Below are 18,908 nucleotides of genomic sequence, written 5' to 3' on the forward strand. Positions count from 1 at the left end.
TTGATTATGCCGCAGTTCTCTGGGCGCCTCGCTCGGTGCCCCGTGCAACTATCGCCCGACGGCGTAACCCTGGTTACCCCGGGGGTTGGCCGCAGCCTTGAGCCAGCCGTCATCGCGCGCCACAGCGCTCACGCGCCCTTCGGACCACGGCTCACCGACCACGACGAGGTGACCGCGACGCCGCAACTCGTCAAGCACGGCTGAATCGAACCGGCTCTCCAGGTACACCTCGGCTGGATGTGCGTCCCGCGGGAAGAAGGAGTTGGGCATGTGGGTGGAGTGAAAACCGGGGGCGTCGATGCCCTCCTGCAGATTCATATTCCCGTGCACGAGGTTCAGGAAGTAGTTCAACGACCACTGATCCTGCGCGTCGCCACCCGGGGTTCCGAACGCGAGCCACGGTTTGCCGTCGCGCAGGGCGAAGGACGGCGTCAACGTGGTTCGTGGGCGAGCGCTGGGGCGCAGTGAGTTCGGCAATCCTTCCTGCAGCCAGAACATTTGTGCGCGAGTGCTGAGGCAGAAGCCCAGCGCGGGGATTGTCGGCGAGGATTGCATCCAGCCACCACTGGGCGTGGCCGAGATCATCATCCCATTGGCATCGACAACGTCGACGTGGCACGTGTCCCCCCGGGTTTCTCCCGACTTAGCGATTGTCGGCTCGCCGGATCCGATCAAATTCTCATATCCAGCTGGGGATGCCGGGTAGCGCGGCAGCCGCGCCTGGGCTCCACCGGGGTTACCGGGGCGCAGCTCCACGGACGCCGTGTCGGTGATCAGCAAGCGACGCTGGGCGTTGTATTCCGGGCTGAGCAGTGCCGCCATGGGCACATCGGTGAAGTTGGGGTCGCCGTACCAGGCCTCACGATCGGCAAACGCGAGTTTGCAACTCTCGAGGATGGTGTGCACCCAGTCAGCGGAACCGGGTCCCATCGCGCTCAGATCGAAGCCTTCGAGCAGCGCAAGTTGCTGCAGAAAAACGGGTCCCTGCCCCCAGGGGCCCGTCTTGCAGACGGTGTAGTTGTGATAATCGTAGGTGAGCGGCTGTTCAACCGTCGGCTCCCACAGTGCCAGGTCCGTGGCCGTCAAGAGCCCACGATGACGTTCCCCTGAGGTGTCCATCACCTCATTGTCCGCGCAAAAGTCACCGATGGCTTCGGCGACAAAGCCGCGGTACCAACAGTCCCTGGCTGCTCGGATTTGCGCTTCTCTCGACCCGCCGGCAGCTTCGGACTCCGAAATTACCCGTCGCAGGGTCGCTGCCAGCACGGGATTTCGGAAACAGCTCCCCGCTGCGGGCACCTGTCCGCCCGGCATCCAGGTCGCAGCTGAGCTGGGCCACTCGTCCGTGAACAGCTCCTGCATCGTTCCAATTGCATCGGATACGCGCTTGAGCAGCGGATGCCCCTCCTCGGCATAGTGGATGGCCGGTTCGAGCACCTGACGCAGCGTCATCGTTCCGTGCAGTTCCAGGAGCAGCGTCCACGCGCCAAAGGCACCCGGCACGACCGCGGGCAACAGGCCCGTCCCCGGCATGACGTCCAGACCCAACGCGGTCACGGCCTCGATGGTTGCCGCAGCCGGCGACACGCCCTGACCACAAATGGTGGATACTTCCTGATCGGTTTCTGACCAGACCAAAATCGGAACCTCGCCACCGGGGCCGTTGAGGTGCGGCTCAACAATTTGCAGCACGAAGCCGGTGGCTACCGCGGCATCGGCGGCATTGCCGCCGCGCTCGAGCACGCTCATTCCGGTGGCGGAGGCGATCCAGTGGGTTGATGCCACCATGCCGACGTTTCCGATGAGTTCAGGACGCGTTGTGAACAAGATTCTTGTCTCCTTGGTTAATGAGCGGCGCACCGTTTTCTGCGGTGACGAGGTGGCATGCGCTCTGGTGATCAGGGCCGGTCACGCCCAGAAGTAGCGGAACTTCGTTCGTGCAGCGATCAATCGCAACCGGGCAACGGGCATGGAACGGGCATCCACTTATTTCTTCGGTTGGACTTGGCAGGTCGCCGCTGAGAATGATCCGTTCACGACCGCGAGCGCTGGAGGGGTCCGCCGTTGGGGCCGCAGAGAGCAGCGCCTGCGTGTACGGATGCTGTGGGTCGCGAAACAGCTCGGCGCGCGTCGCCGTTTCTACGATTTTTCCCAGGTACATCACGGCGATGCGATCGCTGATGAATTCAACGACCGACAGGTCATGGGTAATGAAGAGGCAGGAGAACCCGAGATCGATCTGCAAATCAAGAATGACATTGAGAATGGATGCCTGCACCGATACGTCGAGCGCCGAAACCGGTTCGTCCGCGATCACGAGTGATGGGCCGAGCACCAGCGCGCGGGCCAGTGCAACACGCTGGCGCTGGCCACCGGACAGCTCATGCGGAAAACGGCCAACCAACTCCAGGCTGAGCCCCGTGCGTTCAAGCATGTCGGAGACGATCCGGTTGCGCTCGGCTCGAGTGCCGCGGCGATGCTGCCGCAACGGCTCGGTGACGATCTGGCCGACCGTCATGCGCGGATTGAGCGACGAGTACGGGTCTTGGAAGACCACGTGCACTTCGGAACGGAGCGGGCGCATCTCCCGTCGGCTCAGGGTGGAGATATCGCGGCCCAGCAGGCGGATGGTTCCGCTGCTGGGCTGCGTGAGTCGGGCAATACAGCTTCCCACGGTGGATTTTCCGCTGCCGGATTCGCCGACCAGACCAAGAATTTCGCCGCGTCCGATGGTCAGATCGACGCCGTCGACGGCCCGAACCACCGTGCGCCCGCCGCCCAAACGCGAACCGGATTGGAAGTGCTTCACCAGGTTGGAAACTTCCAGGACTGGTTGCTCGCTCATAGCATCGCTCCTACTGCGGGGTGGTAACAAGACACACTGTGCCCGACGGCGACGAGGTCCGCTGCGGGTCGGGCGGCGGTGCACGCGCCACTGGCACTGGCACAGCGCGGGGCGAATTGGCATTCGTCCGGGTCGGTCGACGGTGAGGGCACCAGGCCGGGAATGTCGGTGAGGCGCCGACGGCCATCCGTCTGCATAACCGCCCGCGATGGCAGCGCACCGAGCAGCCCACGCGTATACGGGTGGGTGGGAGCCGCGAAGATCGCGGCCGTTGACGCCATCTCCACGATTCGACCGGCGTACATGATCGCGACCCGGTCTGCGATGTCGGCGACAACTCCCAGGTCGTGCGTGATCAGCACGATCGACGTGCCCAGGTTGTCCCGCAGCCGCCGGAAGATGTCGAGCACACCGGCCTGAATGGTCACATCGAGGGCGGTGGTGGGTTCATCGGCGATCAGAACGACAGGGTTGCACGCCACCGCGATAGCGATCATGACGCGCTGACGCATGCCGCCGGAGAGTTCGTGGGGAAAAGCGGCCGTGCGACGCTGGGCATCAGGAATGCCGACCAGTTCAAGTAATTCAACGGCACGCGCCAGGGCCGCTCGGCGGGACAGGCCCTCGTGCCGGAGAAGCACCTCCGAAATCTGGCTTCCCACCGTGTAGGCGGGATTCAACGAGGTCATCGGCTCCTGAAACACGACCGAGATTTCCTTGCCGCGCACCGCCTGCATCCGCTTTTCGGAAAATGCTGACAGGTCGACGCCGTTCAAGCGCACCGATCCGCCAAGGGTGACGTGCGAGTCTCCCAAGAGTCGGGGAATGGACATGGCCACAGTGGATTTTCCGCAGCCGGATTCACCCACGAGAGAGAGGATCTCCCCCTTCTCCAGCCTGAACGACACGTCTTTGACGGCGATGACCGGTCCATTCTCTGTGCCGAATTCAACCCGAAGGTGTTCGACCTCCAACACGCTCATCGGGTCTCCTTGGGGTCGAGTACGTCGCGAAGTCCATCGCCGAGCAGATTAAAACCGAGCGCAGTGAGGGCGATGGCAATTCCGGGGAACAGCGCCAGATACGGCGCCTGGGCGAGGTATTGCTGCGCGCTGGTGAGCATGATCCCCCAGGACGACATGGGGGGCTGAACACCAAGGCCGAGAAAGCTCAGCGTGGACTCGCCGATGATGGCCGCCGGAATGGCGACTGTCGCCTGCACGATGAACGCGCTCATGGCGTTGGGGGCGATGTACCGGAACATGATCGTCCCGTCCCGAGCACCGTCGGCGACAGCGCCACTGACGAACTCCTGCTCTCGAATCGCCATCGCCTCGCCACGAGCAATGCGAATCACTTCCGGAACCTGTGACACCGCCAGCGCGATGATGACGTTCGTGAGGGACGCGCCCAGAATCGCCGCAAGTCCGACCGCGAAGATCAGGAAGGGGAAGGCCAGCATCACGTCAACGATTCGCATGACGACGACATCAACCCATCCCCGGTAGAAGCCGGTGATCAGGCCAATGGTGATGCCGATGATAAGTGCCAAGGCCGTGGACATGACTCCGGCCATGAGCGAAACCCGGGCGCCGTTGGCAATCCGAGCAAACACATCCCGTCCCAGATCATCGGTGCCCAGCAGGTGCGCAAACGAGGGGGTCTGAAGGATAGCGGTAAAGTCCTGCTGGTTCGGATCGGTCAACAGGATCGGTCCGAGAATGGCGAACAGCACGAAACCGACGACGAGGATCAGTCCGGTCACGGCCATCGGGCGCCGGGCGAAACGGCGCGCAACGCGCTGCCACCGCGGTCGAGGCGTGCTGCTTGCGGCTTTCGGTTTGGCCGTGATCATTTTCTGGCTCATCGGGCTCCTCCAGCCAGGCGCATACGTGGATTCAGGTAGGCATAGGCGATATCGACCGCCAGGTTGACCAGGACGTACCCGGTGACGGCTACGAGCACGGCACCCTGCAGGACGGGATAGTTGCGCGCCGACACGGCGTCAATGATGAGCTTGCCAAAGCCCGGAATGACGAAGATCTGCTCCGTAATAATGGCTCCGCCGATCAGCGCACCGAGTTGGAGACCGAGCACCGTGACGACGGTGGTCAGACTGTTTCGCAGAGCGTGCTTGACTTCGCGATTACGGCTAACGCCCTTCGACCGTGCTGTTCGCACGTAGTCGGCCGATAGCTGTCCCAGCAGAGCCGCTCGGGTTTGCCTCATCAAGACCGCCGATAGTCCCGTGCCGAGTACCAGAGCCGGGAGGATCATCCGTCTCAGGTTCTCGCCCGGGTCTTCCGTGAATGCCACGTAACCGGAGGCCGGAAGAGCCTGTAAGTTGATGGCAAAAAATAGAATGGCCAGCATCCCGAGCCAAAAGTGCGGCACGGACAGACCGATGAGTCCGAACACGTTGGCGGCGTAGTCCGCAAAACTTCCGCGCTTCACGGCCGACACGATGCCCGCCGTCAAACCGATCAGTACACCGACCAGGATGGCCAGCCCGGCCAGTTCGAGGGTGATGGGCAGCCGCTGCAGCAAAATCTCGGCCACGGGAATGCGGTCTCTGGTGGACACACCGAAGTTTCCTTGCAGCGCCTGCCCGACGTAGTTGAAGTATTGGATCCAGATCGGCTGATTGAGACCGAACTGTTCCCGAATGGCCGCGACAACGGCTGGATCAGCGGTCTCGCCCGCCAGCACCAGGGCGGGGTCGCCCGGAAGTAGGCGCACCCCGACGAAGACGACGATGCTGGCGAGAAACAGGGTGACGATCGAGGTGATCACCCGTTGGAGCATAAAACGAGCCACTGGTCCAGCCGTTCCGTATCGGTTTTCGGGCTACTTGGTCAGTTCGGCGGTCTTGAAGCGCGGGATCGCGTCGGCGGAGTACTCCACCCCGGTGATGCCGGCCAGACCGAGGAACCAGGTGTCGTGATACAGGTAGATGAGCGGCTTGATCTCATCGATCCGATCGAGGGCCTGGGCGTAGAGGTCCCGGCGAGCATCCGTTTCGGTGACGGACGCCGCCTCGGAAATCAGGGAATCCACCTCGGAATCAGCCATTCGCGAGTAGTTATTGGTGCCGCCGGTCGTGAGCAGGTCGTTCAGGTCGCCATCCGGGTCCATGCGGCCCGACCACCCGATCAGGAACATGTCGAACTCGCCAGCACGGCCCAGATCAAGCGCCGAGACGAATTCGACCGGCTTGATCGTGACGTCGAAGCCAACATCGTTCGCCATTTGCTGGATGACTTCAGCCGTTTTCTGGTCGGTCGGTCGCGCGGGGATCAACAGTTCGACCGGAATCGGGAGCGTCTCGCCCGAGGCCTCTACCAACGCACGGGCGGCGTCGGGATCGAAGTCCACGCACTGGATATCATCGGGTCGGAACGCCATTTGTTTCGGCAACGGCACGCAGTCCGGAGTGGTCTGACCCGCGAATACCACCGTGTTCAGGGCATCGCGGTCAATGCTGAGTTCGAAGGCCTTGCGCAGCTCGACCGAGCTGGCCAGGGGGCTGGACGACATCGTCGGATCGATGTTAATGGTCAGACCCTGATAGCCAATGGCGCTGACGTCGAGAACGTCGACCCCGTCGGCACCCAGCTGGTCGACATCGCTCGCGTTGAGGCGCTCAGCAACGTTGATATCGGATGAGCGCAGGTTCGCCGCCCGAATGTTCGGATCGGTGATGAACTTGTAGGTCACGCCATCGAGCTTGACCAGATCCTTGTCGTAGTAGTAATCAGACTTGGTGAAGTTGATCTCACTGCCGGGAACCCGGTCCGTGAAATCGAACGGGCCAACGCACACCGGGTCGGTTCCGAAGTCGAGGCCGAGCGTCTCAAGTGCCGTTGGCGACATTATCGCCCCCGCACGGTCGGCGAGTTGGGCACCCAGGGGGCTGAATGGGCGCGACAGGGTCAGGCGAATGTTGTTATCGTCAACGACTTCGACGCTCTGCAGCGCAGCCAGTTCCTTTTTGCGTGAGGAGGTATCGAGTGTGAGGTTACGGTCGAGGGTGATCTTCACGGCGTCCGCATTGAACGGTGTTCCGTCGTTGAAGAGGATGCCTTCCCGCAGTGCGATATCAACCGTCAGGCCGTCAGCGCTGGTGACGGGCAGGGACGCAGCGAGTTGCGGCACCAGTTCGAGGCTGTCGTTGGAATCGTAGAGCTTCTCGCAGAACGCGGTGAACACGACCCTGGCCACAAACGTGTTGGCGACCGTGGGGTCCAACGTGTCCGGTTCGTCCGACAGCGCGACAACGGCAATTCCGCCGGCCACGACCTCGTCGGCGCTGGGCGAGGCCGACGGTGTGGAGGCACACGAGACCAACATTAACGATGCCGCGGCCATGCAACCTATGTTCAACGTTCTTCGAAGCATCATGTCTCCAGTGGAAGTAGTGAAAAAGTTCGTCCGTTGTTTGGATACTGTATACGGTATAGAGACAGATCGTCTACGAAAAGGACAACACCATGGAAATTGAGATAGGCCTCCTCAACGGCACGATTATCTTCGTGGCGGGGATCGTGGCCGGAATCATCAACGTGGTGGCCGGCGCGGGCACGCTGATCACTTTTCCAACCCTGCTCGCCCTCGGAATCCCGCCGATCACGGCGAATGTGTCGAACACAGTCGGCCTGGTACCGGCCTCCGTCACTGGCGCCTACGGCTACCGACGAGAACTCCAGGGCCAGTGGCGCGCCGTGGGGCTCATGGCCGTCTTCTCTGCCATTGGCGGCATCGTCGGCGGCATCCTGCTGCTGGTTCTGCCGGCATCCGCATTCTCCGTTGTTGTTCCGTACCTGCTGCTCCTTGCGGGTGTGCTCTCCGCAATACAGCCGCGCATCGCGCGATTCGTGCGGCGCAAATCTGACGTAGCCCATGCAGACACCCGCCCTGTGGCCATTGGTCTGATCCTTGGCGTGCTCGCGACAGGCGTGTACGGCGGCTATTTCGGTGCCGCCCAGGGCGTGGTATTACTCGCCCTCCTCGGGATTCTCTGGTCGACCGACATGCACCGCGCCAACGGGGCCAAGAACGTTCTGGCCGGTGTCGCCAACGTCGTGTCGGCGGTGATCTTCATTTCCAGCGGCACGGTCGACTGGATGATTGCTGTCCTGATCGGCGTGGGCTCGGCGCTCGGCGGCTGGCTCGGCGCCAGAATCGGACGGCGCCTGCCCGCTCCGGTACTGCGCACGATTCTCGTGATCGTCGCGCTGACGGCCGCGGTCGTGCTGCTGGTCACCTAGTCACTCCGGTCAGGCAATCTGACAGACTGGATGAAATGATGCTCACCGACAACGATGTCCCAGCTTGGTGGCGCGGCCTTGGCCTACCCGGACTGGTCGACTTGCACACCCATTTTCTCCCAGAGCGGATGCTGCGGCGCGTCTGGGCCCACTTCGACGAGATCGAACCGCTGATCGGCCAGGCGTGGCCGATCCAGTACCGAGACGATCAACAGTCGCGACTGGCGACGATACGCCGGCTGGGCGTGCGCCGTTTCACCGCGCTGTCCTATGCGCATCGCCCGGGCATGGCGGCTTCCCTGACTGACTTCTCACTCGGACTGGCCGCCGAAAACGCCGATTGCGTGCCGAGCGCCACGTTCTACCCGGAAGAGGGCGTGCTCGATCAGGTTCAGTCCGCCCTCGACCGAGGTGCGCGTGTGTTCAAGATCCATGCGCAGATCGGGGCGTTCGACCTGCGGGAACCGGTACTCGACCCGGTCTGGGGGTTGCTCGCAGACGCCGGAATTCCGGTCGTGATCCATGTCGGCAGCGGGCCGGTATCGCGGCCGGGTATCACCGGGCCGGACAAGCTTGCGGGGGTGTTGGCGCGGCATCCGCTGTTGACAGCCGTCGTCGCCCATCTCGGTGCCCCGGAGTACGGCGAGTTTCTCGATCTCGCCGAACGCTATCCGTGGGTGCACCTCGACACCACCATGGCCTTCACCAGTTTCTTCGAGCAGCTCGCGCCGTTCGACCCTGCGCTGCTGCCACGGCTGGCCGACCTGCCCGACCGGGTGGTGCTCGGCAGCGACTTTCCCAACATTCCGTACCCGTATGCGCACCAGCTCGAGTCGCTCGAACGACTGCGTGACCGCGAGCCCAGGCTCGACGACAACTGGCTGCGCGCTGTCTGCTGGTATAACGGTCTGCGGCTGATCGGCGAATAGGGCCACGATCCGCGTCCACTAGGCCACCGACCAGATCCACCAGGCCGATTGAGAGAACTATACGGTTTGGTCCAGCTCCTCTACCAGGGGCAGGACCAAGCCGTATTTTGGCGTCCATGCACAATGCTGCCGCTACCGGCCATATGATCCATCTTGCTGCTATGACGAGCATTATCCATCAACTCACTACGCCGAATTCGAGGACGACCATGACACCGGCCACCGATCTCTCCCGCCGCGCCGTTATATTGATCGGGAGCGCGGGCACCGCTGCTGTGCTTGCCGGTTGCTCGACCGAATCGTCTGCCGGAGTGGAGGCTGGTGGCCAGACGGCGGCGTCCGCGGGCGCGCCTCAAGAGGTCGCCAAGCTTGCCGATATCCCGGTCGGCGGCTCCATTTCGGCCACCCTGGAGGGGAAACCGATTCTGGTTTCACAGCCGACCGAAGGTAGTGTCATTGCCTTTAGTGCCATCTGCACGCACCAGGGTTGTGTCGTCAAACCCGGGGGCAGCGAATTCGATTGCCCGTGCCACCAGTCACGCTTCAACGGGGCAACCGGAGAGGTGCTTGATGGCCCCGCGCCCTCGCCGCTGGAAAAGATTGCGGTGCACGTCACCGGCGGCGTCGTACTCACCTCTCGACGCTAGCCGTCGTTGCTTCCCTTGCCGTCGCCGGAGCCGCCATTATCGGAGTCGTCCTGGCTGCCGTGGCCGCTGTTCTCGTCGGTGTCGTGGCCCGAATCGGACCCGTGGCCCGAACTGCCGCTGTCGTCGACCGTGTCATCGACGCTGGGGCCGGAGTTACTGCTTTCCCCTCGTCCGTCGCTGTCATCGGGAGCGTCGGTGACGTCGTCACTGCCGTTACCCGATCCGATGCGTCCGTCGCTGTCGTCGGGCGCGGCGTCGTGGTTATGGTCCGAAGCAGCTTCGGTGGCTGCCGGCGCTGGCGCTGGCTCGATTGCCATATCCACACCGACCCCGGCGGTCGAGCGGGGGGAAACGGTGACTGCTTCCAGCTTGGTGTGCGCCGCGCGCGCGATGCCGTTTTGAACCGATTTTATAAGATCATCGCTGAGTAGCGGGCCGGTGTAGGTCACGTCGAGCTCACCGGTGCGGAGGGTGGTGGAGTAGTTGCCGAGCGCGTCCGACAGGATGCCTTCCCTGGCGATGGACTCCTCCAGTGCAGCAGGACTGGTCGCCCGAACCGCGAACCGGAGATCGTGTACCAGAACCTCGGCGACGTGGTAGTGGTCCACCCCGGAAACCACTGGGTCCTGGAAGTACGCACGGTTGGCCAGTTCCCCGGCTTCGGCAACGGTACCCCCCATCGGCAAGGCCACGATCAGCTCCGGCACGAGGTGCTCGAGCGAGGCGGGGTCGAGGACGTCGGGAGAGATGTCGGACAGGTGTATCTGGCTTTGGTTTGCCGCATCATCGAGCACCGTGCGAAGCGCGGCGAGATCGGCGTCGGGAGTCGAGTGGATTGCGATCACCACCCGGCGTCGAACCATCAGCCCGTCGTAGGTCACAGTAGGTCGGTCGTTGCCCGCATCGGTACCCGTCTCAGCGTCGCCGGTCAATCCGGCCGAAACGGGAGCGGTTGTAGGGGGTGACGCCACGGCGGTGCATCCGCTCAGTGCGAACGCGATGAGTACCGCCGTAACGATCTTGGTGACATTGTTCATCTTAGGTTCCCGCCGCAAACCCGGGCCGGTACACCGGCGGATACGAAGTCATGGGAGTGGTGTCCACGACCGGATAGTCCGAGCTGACCGGGTCGTTGTTTCGCCAGTCCCCGACCGAGAACTGCACCATCATGTCGTGGTCTTCATGCACCAGGTTGTGGCAGTGCACCATGTACCGTCCGCCGGCGTGGGCACCGGTGTTGAACTGCATCAGCACGGTGATGGATTCGTTCTCTCCCGCATAGAAGACGTCTTTTGGCCCACCCTCCCACGGGAATGGCTTGCCACCATTGGTGTTTCGGGCGATGATTTTGGCGTCGATCAGGTGAATGTGCACGGGGTGGAACCAGCCTCCGGACTCGTTCGTGATGGTCCACTGCTCAACGGAGTACGGCTGGGGGCTGGCGAAGCACCGGGAGAACCCGGATGCCGCCACGTCCTCCCACGTCTCCCCGTTGATGGTCCACTCTCCGCCCTGGCGCTGCACTCGAAGTATCCGCTTCGCTACCGCCATCTCCGGGGTCAGCTTCATCACGTCGAGGCCACCACGCTGCGGGTTTGCCGAGCCACCGTCGTCGAGCGTTGTGGGGATGGCGGAGATCGACCCGACCGTGGAACCCGAGTCGGCCACGACCTGAAACCGCATAATCTTGTTCGTGTTGGCGAAGTTGACGTTGTTCTTGTTGCTCAGGTTGCGCATCTCGATCATCTGGCCAACCTTGTACTTGCGAAAGTCGATCAGGATCTCGTAGCGCTCCGCCGTGCCCTGTCGCCAGGACTGCACCGCCTCCACCTTGGGCGTCATGCCGCCGTCGGTGCCGACGACGTAGAACGGGTCACCGGTGGACAGCATGGGTCGATAGGAGCGTGTGATCGAGGCCACGAGAACTCGAAAGCGGTAGATGCGCGGCTTGACCTTCATCGTCGGCCACGGCACCCCGTTGACCATGATCACGTCACCCCACAGACCCGCGTGGCCGTTGTCGTTAAATCCCAGGGAGCCATCGGCGTTGAACATTGCGTCCGAGATCATCAGCGGCACGTCGAACTCGCCCTGAGGCAGCTGCGCCTGCTCGTACTGGTCCGACATTGGGTAAAAACCCGCGAGCCCTGAGTACACATTCTGGCTCGTGACCAGGTGGTTGTGGTCGTGGTACCAGAGCGTGCGCGCCGACTGCCAATTGGGGTACTGGTAGTTCTTGACTTTGCCCGGAGCCGTGAAGTCGTTGGCGTACCCGTCGTACTGGGGCAGCGACGCCGAGCCGTGCATATGGGTGACGGTGTTGAACGCCGACGGGTGCAGGAGCCCTGTTGCCGGCAAGGCGTTGCGGATGCGTACCTCGGTTCGGGTGCCCTGTCGCACCCGAATGGTCGGGCCGGGGAAAACACCGTTGTACCCCGCCAGGGTGGTGGAGAGCCCCGGAAGGATCCGGGCCTGCGCCAGCTTCTCGGTGAGGGCGAATTTGGCGAATGGCCGAGCCGGGTCGCCATCATCGAAGCCCGTGGCGTACGGCACCAGCTCGGGCGGGCGGCGGAACACGCCCCGGTACGGGACCGGCATGTTCGCGGGCGCCAACAGACTCGGGGTGGGGACCGGGTCCGACATCCTGGCCATGCCAAGGGCGCTCATCGCGCCGGCGGCGCCCACTGCGCCCAACTGCAGTACTTCCCTACGTGTCGTCATAATCACTCCGGAGTGGTGCGTCGAGATGAGTTCACGATGAAGAATGCCGTGGCGGCCTTGTGGAAACCTTAGGCTGGCGTAGTGTTCGTGTGCGCGCTCGGGAACTGACCCGTTGCGCTGATTACTGGTCGCAATCGCATGCTGTCGTCTCCTCAGCTCGCCGCTCGACACGTCACGGCGAATTCAAGCGCCATTACGCCCCTTGAGCGAGGATTCGTTGCGAGAAATCGCAAGAAAACGCCGTGCATCGCCCGATACTCTGTAGTGGCACGCCCGCCGCGACCGCGGCACTCATTCGAATCGGAGGTTCCCATGTCGATATCTGTTGAAAAAACACACGTAGCTAACGCTCTGGTCGGAGAGCCCGAGGTTCTCGAAGACGGCCTCGCGCAGCACCCCTCCTGGCTCAGCCTCAAGGCAGCGGCGACCTCACTGCAGGCTGTGCAGTCGCAGGACGGGTCGATTACGGACGCCGAACGGCACGCGGATGCTGAGGCTTCCGTTTCGCGCATCACCGCGGCCCTCAACGACCTCGCGCCGCAGTTCGCACACGACGCCGCGTATCTGACGGCTCTGGTCGTGGACTTCGACCGCTGGGCGTCGGACGGATTCGGCGTGCCCGACTTCTACGACTCCCTGATGGCCTTCCAGCCGCAGCAGCACCGCGTGAACGGACTGCGCCACCTCGTGGTGTTTCCGATGTACACGCAAAACGGCAGCGCCAATCGCTTGGTCGAAGCCGTTCTGATCGAGGTCATCTGGCCGGAATTCATCGGCGAACTCGAAGCCGGCTACACGAACAAGCTGTTCGTACCGATTCGTTTTCTCGATTTCACCCCGGGTTACGACACCAACTCGGCCGTGCTATTCCCCGAGACGGTCGCGATGCGCGAGATTCCCACGTTCACCTGGGGGGCGATCTTCGCCGACCGCGAAGCCGCCCGTTTTCGCCGAGTCGTGCGCGCGGCGGCCGACATCACCCGGCTCGAGCTGCCCACCGAGGCCGCCGCGCTACTGGGCGACCAGCACCTGACCGAAGAGACCTTCGTGATGTGGGACCTCATCCACGACCGCACGCACATGCGCGGAGACCTGCCGTTCGACCCGTTCATGATCAAGCAGCGCATGCCGTTCTTTCTCTATTCGCTCGAGGAGTTGCGCTGCGACCTGACCGCTTTTCGCGAATCGGTCACGATTGAAGGCAGTGAGCTGGCGAGCCCCGAGGCGCGTCGGCACGCGAAACTGGTGCAGTACGCGGTCATCTTCGACCGCATCTTTCGGTTCGCGATCACCGGCAACCGGGTGCGCAACTATGACGGCCTCGGCGGTCAGCTATTGTTCGCCTGGATGCACCAGCATGGCGTGCTGCACTGGACCGACACCCGCCTCAGCTTTGACTGGGACGCCGTGCCCGAGGTGGTCATCGCTCTCGGAGCGCAGATCGACGAGCTGTACTGGGCGTCGATCGACCGACCGAAGAAGGCACACTGGCTCGCGGCCTACGAGATGATCTCGAAGACCCTCACCCCGAACCCGGCGTCCACCTGGGCCCGCGGGCTGCCGCTCGAGGTGCTCGCCGGAGCGCCGAAGGGCTACACCGATCAGGTTCTCGACGACGAATTCCCGCTGTCGATGTTCTTCGAGGCGCTCGAGAAGAAGATGCGCACGGTCATCGAGTCCACGGCCGGTATCACCGGCAGCGCGGTCGACTAGTGAATGCCAGTCCGGCCGTTGCTGGTCGCACCGTGCTGATCGCCGGTGCGACCAGCACGGCCGGTCTGGCCGTAGCCGCTTCACTAGCGGGTGCCGGCGCGCGAGTCGTCGCCGTCGGCTCCAACCTCAAACGCCTCCAGTCGGTGCTCGCCGCAGCACCGAAGGCGGCGCTCTACGAGTGTGATCTCACTGACTTCGACGCGGTGACCGCGCTGGCCTCAGCGACCGGCCCCATCGATGGCTTGATTCATCTGGTAGGCGGATGGCGCGGCGGAGGCGGGCTCGCCGGCCAGACCGACGAGGACTGGGACTTTCTGCACTCTCACGTCGTCGCCACCCTGCGCAACACCACCCGGGCCTTCAACGCCGACCTGCTTGCGTCATCGGCCGGACGCCTCGCGATTGTGTCGAGCGTGTCCGTGGACCGGCCAGCTGCTGGCGGCGCGAATTATGCGGCGGCGAAGTCCGCGGCCGAAACGTGGGTGCGCGCGGTCGGAGCGGGTTTTGCGAAAGCCGGGGACAGTGCCGCGGCGGTGATTTTCGTCGTGCGGTCGCTCGACGGGCTCGAAACCGAGCTGGCTACCCGCGTGACGGGGCTGTGGGACGAGACGGCGGCATCCGCCAACGGCAGTCGGGTTGTGCTGGTGTCGGAGGACCCCGCTAGCGTGTAGTCATGAGCTCCACCGACTCCCACCTCAGCTACGAGTGGCAGCGGCCCAGCCCCGTCGGGCCGAGCCTGCGAAAAGACCTGTGGGTTGCGCTGGTTCTGGCCGGCGCTACCGCCCTAAGCGTCTCACTCACTCGCAGCGCCGGCGTCTTCACCGAAGCGCCAGTCTGGCAAGTGGCGCTCTGGGTAGCGCTCATCAGCCTGCCGCTCGCGCTACGTCGTCGGTGGCCCGAAATTGTGGCCATAACGGCATCCGTGGTCTTCACCGCTGGCACAATGCTCGAGGCGAGCGACATGCTTTTCTCCAATATCTGCCTCTACATTGCCATTTATTCGGTCGGAGCCTGGAGCCGCCACCGCGTTGCCGCCAAGTGGGTGCGGGTCGCGATCGTTGCCGGCATGTTCATCTGGCTGTTCGCGCAGATCATGGTGCAGGCCAACCAGATGACCATGATGCCCGAGCTCTCGCGCGACGGCTTCTTCTCGCCCTACGCGGCATTCGGGGTGTTGCAGGTCTTCATCAACCTGGTCTACTTCGGTGCGGCCTGGTATTTTGGGGAATCCGCGTGGAACTCCGCCCGCAATAACGCCGCACTGGAGAACAGTACAGCCGAGCTCGCCGCCGAGCGGGAACGCAATGCCGCCCAGGCGATCACACTGGAACGCGTGCGCATCGCCCGCGAGTTGCACGACGTCGTCGCCCACCACGTGTCGGTCATGGGCGTGCAGGCCGGCGCTGCCCGCCGCATCCTCTCCAGCGATCCGCGGCAGGCCGCCGACGCGCTGACCATCATCGAACAAAGCGCACGCAGCGCCGTTGACGAGCTGCACACCATGCTCGGCGCACTGCGCGGTGACGACGCCCAGGGCGCTGAACCGACCAGCCAGAGCAGCAGCACCCGCGGCATCGCCCAACTCGATGAGCTCGCCGACGAAAGCCGCATCGCCGGCATTCCCGTGCGCCTGTCGATCGTCGGCGACGAACGGGCGATTCCTGCGACCATCGGCCTGAGCATCTATCGCATCGCCCAGGAAGCCCTGACCAACACCCGCAAACACGCCGGCCCCGGCGTCAGCACCGAGTTGCGGCTGCGCTACGAAACGGATGCCGTCGAGCTCGAGATAACCGACGACGGAGTCGGCCCCCGACGGCAATTCGCTGCGGTCCCGCCGGGCGGCGGTTCCCGGGAGGCCACCGGCCACACGACCGGGCTCGGCCAGCGCGGCATGCGCGAACGGGTCTCTGCTGTCGGCGGCGAACTGCACCTCGGTGGTCGGCCACGCGGCGGTTACCTCGTGCGTGCTCGGTTTCCCCTCATGAAACGAGAGACGGTATGAGCGACCCGACCGGAATCCGCGTGCTCCTCGTCGACGACCAGGCGCTGGTGCGCGCCGGGTTCCGCATCATTCTGCACTCCGAGCCTGGCATCCACGTCGTCGGTGAGGCCGCCGACGGCGCCGCAGCCCTCGACCTGGCCCGCACCCTCCACCCCGACGTCATCTGCATGGACGTGCAGATGCCCGGCGTCGACGGACTCACCGCCACCCGGTCCATCGTCGACGACCCGTCGATCCACGCCGGCGTACTCATGCTCACGACCTTCGACCGCGAGGACTACCTCTTTGCCGCGCTGCAGCACGGTGCCAGCGGGTTCATCCTGAAGAACTCCACACCCGAGGCGCTGATCGAGGCCGTGCAGGTGCTGGCCCGTGGTGACGCCCTGCTGGCTCCCGACGTCACCCGGCGTGTAATTGAGCGGTGCGTGAACCCGGGCGGGGCATCCGTTTTGGCCGCTAACCCGCCCAAAGCACTGCACGAGCTGACCGAACGTGAGTCCGAGGTGTTTGCGCTGCTCGCCCAGGGGCTGGCCAACGCTGAAATTGCCACGCAGCTCTTTCTCGGTGAGGCCACGGTGAAATCGCACGTGTCCAAGGTGCTGATGAAGCTAGGCCTGCGCGACCGCATTCAAGCCGTCGTCTACGCCTACGAGCACGGCGTCATCGTGCCCGGCGGCGCGCTCAAAGCGTAGCTCCTCCGCCAGGCGGAGACCGGTTCACCCGCCAGGCGGATGTGGCAGCCCGCTGTCCCGCGCTACCGTGAAGGCACGCACAACGAAAGGGCGCGCATGCTCGACATCAGGGGAGTCACCAAGAGCTATGGCACGAGAGAGGTACTCACCGACGTGAGTTTCACTGTCGGGGACGGCCGCATGACCGGCTTCGTCGGCGCGAACGGCGCCGGTAAGACCACGACGATGCGCATCATTCTCGGTGTGCTCTCGCCCGATACGGGCACCGTTCTCATCGACGGCACGCCAGTAACCGCGAACGACCGCCGCAGGTTCGGCTACATGCCAGAGGAACGCGGCCTTTACCCCAAGATGAAAGTCGCCGAGCAGCTGGTCTACCTGGCCCGCCTGCACGGGCTGTCACCGGCATCCGCTCGCCGCAACACCGATGATCTGCTCGAGCGTCTCGGTCTCGGCGCGCGCGCCGGCGACACCGTCGAGTCGCTCTCACTCGGCAACCAGCAACGCGCCCAGATCGCCGCCGCGCTCGTACACGACCCCGAGTTTCTCGTGCTCGATGAGCCATTCTCTGGCCTCGACCCCCTGGCGGTGGAGGTCGTGATGAGCGTGCTCGCCGGCTACGCCGCCCAGGGCACGCCCGTGCTGTTTTCCTCGCACCAGCTCGATATTGTCGAACGGCTCTGCGACGACCTCGTCATCATCGCCGACGGCGAAATTCGCGCGAACGGCTCCCGCGAGGCCCTGCGCGAGCAGCACAGCAGCCCCCGATTCGAGATTCGCACGGCGGGTGACACCGGCTGGATCCGGTCAGAGCCGGGCATCACCGTGATCGACTTCGACGGCGACTTCGCCGTTTTTGAAGCCGAAACGGATGCCGCCAGCCAGGCCGTTCTGCACCACGCGATCACGCTCGGCGCAGTCCATACTTTCAGTCAGCAAAGACCGTCACTCGCCACCATCTTCAAGGAGGTCATCGCGTGAGCACCACACGCCCGGTGCACACCGCACCCACCTTCGCCCAGAGCGTCTGGCTGGTTTCCAACCGCGAGATCACGGCACGCCTCCGCAGCAAGTCCTTTCTCATCGCGACCGGCATTCTGCTACTCATCTCCGTGGCGTCGGTCATCGTCGGCAGTCTGGTCAGCCAGAATGAAAGCCTGACCAAGGTCGCCGTGGTAGGCACGGCCATCAGCGTCGTCGAACAAACCGAAGCCTTCGATATCGTCGAATCCGACACCGTCACAGACGCCGAAGCACTCGTGCGCGACGGCACCGTCGACGCGGCCGTTGTGCCATCGGACAGCGCCGATTCGCTGCTCGGTATCACGGTGATCGCCCTGGATTCGGCGCCGATCGATGTTCTCGGCACGCTGAGTGTGAGCCCCGATGTAAAAATTCTCGAGCCGGCCTCGCAAGACGGTTTTCTCGCCTACCTCGTTGCCATCGGCTTTGGCATCATCTTTCTCATGTCGGCGACCACCTTCGGCGCCACCATCGCCCAGAGTGTGGTCGAAGAGAAGCAGACCCGCATCGTCGAGATTCTCATGTCGACCATCTCGGTGCGGGCACTGCTGGCCGGCAAGGTGCTCGGCAACAGCCTCATGGCGTTCGGACAGATCGTGTCTATCGGCCTGCTGGTATCGATCGGCCTGGCGGTGACGGGGCAACGGGTGCTCCTGGCCGATGTCGGCCCGGCCATCGTCTGGTTCGCCGTGTTCTTCGCCTTCGGATTCGTGCTGCTGGCCGCGCTCTATGCGGCAACGGCGTCGATGGTTTCCCGGCAGGAAGACGTGGGCTCGGCGACCTCACCGGTGCTGTTCCTCGTCATGATCCCCTATTTCATGGTGGTCTTCTTTAACGACAACCCGCTCGTGTTGGCAATCATGTCGTACGTGCCGTTCTCGGCCCCGGTTGGCATGCCGGTGCGCATCTTCCTCGGTGACGCCGAATGGTGGGAGCCCGTGCTCTCACTGATCGTGCTGGCCCTGTCGACGATGGTGGTGATTCTGATCGGGTCGCGCATCTACTCCAACGCCCTGCTGCGAATGGGCGCCCGCGTCTCGCTGCGCGAGGCCCTGCACAAGTAAGA

The 18,908-nt window shown here is 63.8% G+C and carries 17 protein-coding genes; 9 read left to right on the top strand and 8 right to left on the bottom strand.

The annotated features are described in order from the left end of the window. Nucleotides 1-48: 48 nt before the first annotated feature. From E3T39_RS12590 to E3T39_RS12615, 6 genes are read right to left on the bottom strand one after another with little or no spacing between them, the layout of a single operon-like run. Nucleotides 49-1,827, bottom strand: a complete 1,779-nt coding sequence (locus E3T39_RS12590) for a gamma-glutamyltransferase family protein (RefSeq protein ID WP_338145280.1) — start codon at nucleotides 1,825-1,827, stop codon at nucleotides 49-51. Further along, nucleotides 1,808-2,845 carry an ABC transporter ATP-binding protein gene (locus E3T39_RS12595; protein ID WP_134515862.1) on the bottom strand — a complete coding sequence of 346 codons (1,038 nt, stop codon included), beginning with the start codon at nucleotides 2,843-2,845 and terminating at the stop codon, nucleotides 1,808-1,810. The genes E3T39_RS12590 and E3T39_RS12595 overlap by 20 nt, the downstream gene beginning before the upstream one ends. Then, nucleotides 2,842-3,828 carry an ABC transporter ATP-binding protein gene (locus E3T39_RS12600; protein ID WP_134515864.1) on the bottom strand — a complete coding sequence of 329 codons (987 nt, stop codon included), beginning with the start codon at nucleotides 3,826-3,828 and terminating at the stop codon, nucleotides 2,842-2,844. Before E3T39_RS12600 ends, E3T39_RS12595 begins: the two co-directional genes overlap by 4 nt. Beyond that, complete coding sequence (locus E3T39_RS12605) at nucleotides 3,825-4,712, bottom strand: ABC transporter permease (protein ID WP_198416131.1); 888 nt, start codon at nucleotides 4,710-4,712, stop codon at nucleotides 3,825-3,827. Before E3T39_RS12605 ends, E3T39_RS12600 begins: the two co-directional genes overlap by 4 nt. Then, the gene (locus tag E3T39_RS12610) at nucleotides 4,709-5,650 is read right to left on the bottom strand and encodes an ABC transporter permease (protein WP_241979697.1); all 942 of its coding nucleotides are present in this window, start codon (nucleotides 5,648-5,650) and stop codon (nucleotides 4,709-4,711) included. Before E3T39_RS12610 ends, E3T39_RS12605 begins: the two co-directional genes overlap by 4 nt. 42 nt (nucleotides 5,651-5,692) lie before the next feature. Beyond that, the gene (locus tag E3T39_RS12615) at nucleotides 5,693-7,195 is read right to left on the bottom strand and encodes an ABC transporter substrate-binding protein (RefSeq protein ID WP_166784128.1); all 1,503 of its coding nucleotides are present in this window, start codon (nucleotides 7,193-7,195) and stop codon (nucleotides 5,693-5,695) included. Nucleotides 7,196-7,335: 140 nt separating this feature from the next. Here E3T39_RS12615 and E3T39_RS12620 point away from each other — a divergent pair, with 140 nt between their 5' ends. From E3T39_RS12620 to E3T39_RS12630, 3 genes are all read left to right on the top strand, one after another. Then, nucleotides 7,336-8,112, top strand: a complete 777-nt coding sequence (locus E3T39_RS12620; protein WP_134515869.1) for a sulfite exporter TauE/SafE family protein — start codon at nucleotides 7,336-7,338, stop codon at nucleotides 8,110-8,112. A 35-nt stretch (nucleotides 8,113-8,147) separates the two neighbouring features. Then, entirely contained in the window at nucleotides 8,148-9,041 is an 894-nt protein-coding gene (locus E3T39_RS12625; RefSeq protein WP_134515871.1) for an amidohydrolase family protein, read from the top strand. Nucleotides 9,042-9,250: 209 nt separating this feature from the next. Continuing rightward, nucleotides 9,251-9,688, top strand: a complete 438-nt coding sequence (locus E3T39_RS12630; RefSeq protein WP_134515873.1) for a QcrA and Rieske domain-containing protein — start codon at nucleotides 9,251-9,253, stop codon at nucleotides 9,686-9,688. Here the strand turns inward: E3T39_RS12630 and E3T39_RS12635 are convergent. Both E3T39_RS12635 and E3T39_RS12640 read right to left on the bottom strand, forming a co-directional pair. After that, nucleotides 9,685-10,725: a hypothetical protein gene (locus tag E3T39_RS12635; RefSeq protein ID WP_134515875.1), complete on the bottom strand. Its 1,041-nt coding sequence runs from the start codon at nucleotides 10,723-10,725 to the stop codon at nucleotides 9,685-9,687. The genes E3T39_RS12630 and E3T39_RS12635 overlap by 4 nt on opposite strands. A 1-nt stretch (nucleotide 10,726) precedes the next feature. After that, nucleotides 10,727-12,409, bottom strand: coding sequence for a multicopper oxidase family protein (locus tag E3T39_RS12640; protein WP_134515877.1), 1,683 nt, complete (start codon nucleotides 12,407-12,409; stop codon nucleotides 10,727-10,729). A 312-nt stretch (nucleotides 12,410-12,721) separates the two neighbouring features. Here E3T39_RS12640 and E3T39_RS12645 point away from each other — a divergent pair, with 312 nt between their 5' ends. The 6 genes from E3T39_RS12645 (at nucleotide 12,722) to E3T39_RS12670 (ending at nucleotide 18,906) form a co-directional block, all read left to right on the top strand. After that, nucleotides 12,722-14,122, top strand: a complete 1,401-nt coding sequence (locus E3T39_RS12645) for a DUF6421 family protein (RefSeq protein ID WP_134515879.1) — start codon at nucleotides 12,722-12,724, stop codon at nucleotides 14,120-14,122. Continuing rightward, nucleotides 14,122-14,793 carry an SDR family NAD(P)-dependent oxidoreductase gene (locus tag E3T39_RS12650; RefSeq protein WP_241979698.1) on the top strand — a complete coding sequence of 224 codons (672 nt, stop codon included), beginning with the start codon at nucleotides 14,122-14,124 and terminating at the stop codon, nucleotides 14,791-14,793. Before E3T39_RS12645 ends, E3T39_RS12650 begins: the two co-directional genes overlap by 1 nt. Nucleotides 14,794-14,795: 2 nt before the next feature. Beyond that, nucleotides 14,796-16,127 carry a sensor histidine kinase gene (locus E3T39_RS12655; protein WP_134515880.1) on the top strand — a complete coding sequence of 444 codons (1,332 nt, stop codon included), beginning with the start codon at nucleotides 14,796-14,798 and terminating at the stop codon, nucleotides 16,125-16,127. Further along, complete coding sequence (locus E3T39_RS12660; protein WP_134515882.1) at nucleotides 16,124-16,819, top strand: response regulator; 696 nt, start codon at nucleotides 16,124-16,126, stop codon at nucleotides 16,817-16,819. Before E3T39_RS12655 ends, E3T39_RS12660 begins: the two co-directional genes overlap by 4 nt. A 96-nt stretch (nucleotides 16,820-16,915) precedes the next feature. Beyond that, a complete protein-coding gene (locus E3T39_RS12665; protein WP_134515884.1) occupies nucleotides 16,916-17,800 on the top strand; it encodes an ABC transporter ATP-binding protein in 885 nt (294 codons plus the stop codon). Next, complete coding sequence (locus E3T39_RS12670; protein WP_174845127.1) at nucleotides 17,797-18,906, top strand: ABC transporter permease; 1,110 nt, start codon at nucleotides 17,797-17,799, stop codon at nucleotides 18,904-18,906. Before E3T39_RS12665 ends, E3T39_RS12670 begins: the two co-directional genes overlap by 4 nt. The last annotated feature ends 2 nt before the right edge of the window (nucleotides 18,907-18,908 follow it).

This window comes from Cryobacterium suzukii (assembly GCF_004403185.1).
GTDB classification, from domain to species: domain Bacteria; phylum Actinomycetota; class Actinomycetes; order Actinomycetales; family Microbacteriaceae; genus Cryobacterium; species Cryobacterium suzukii.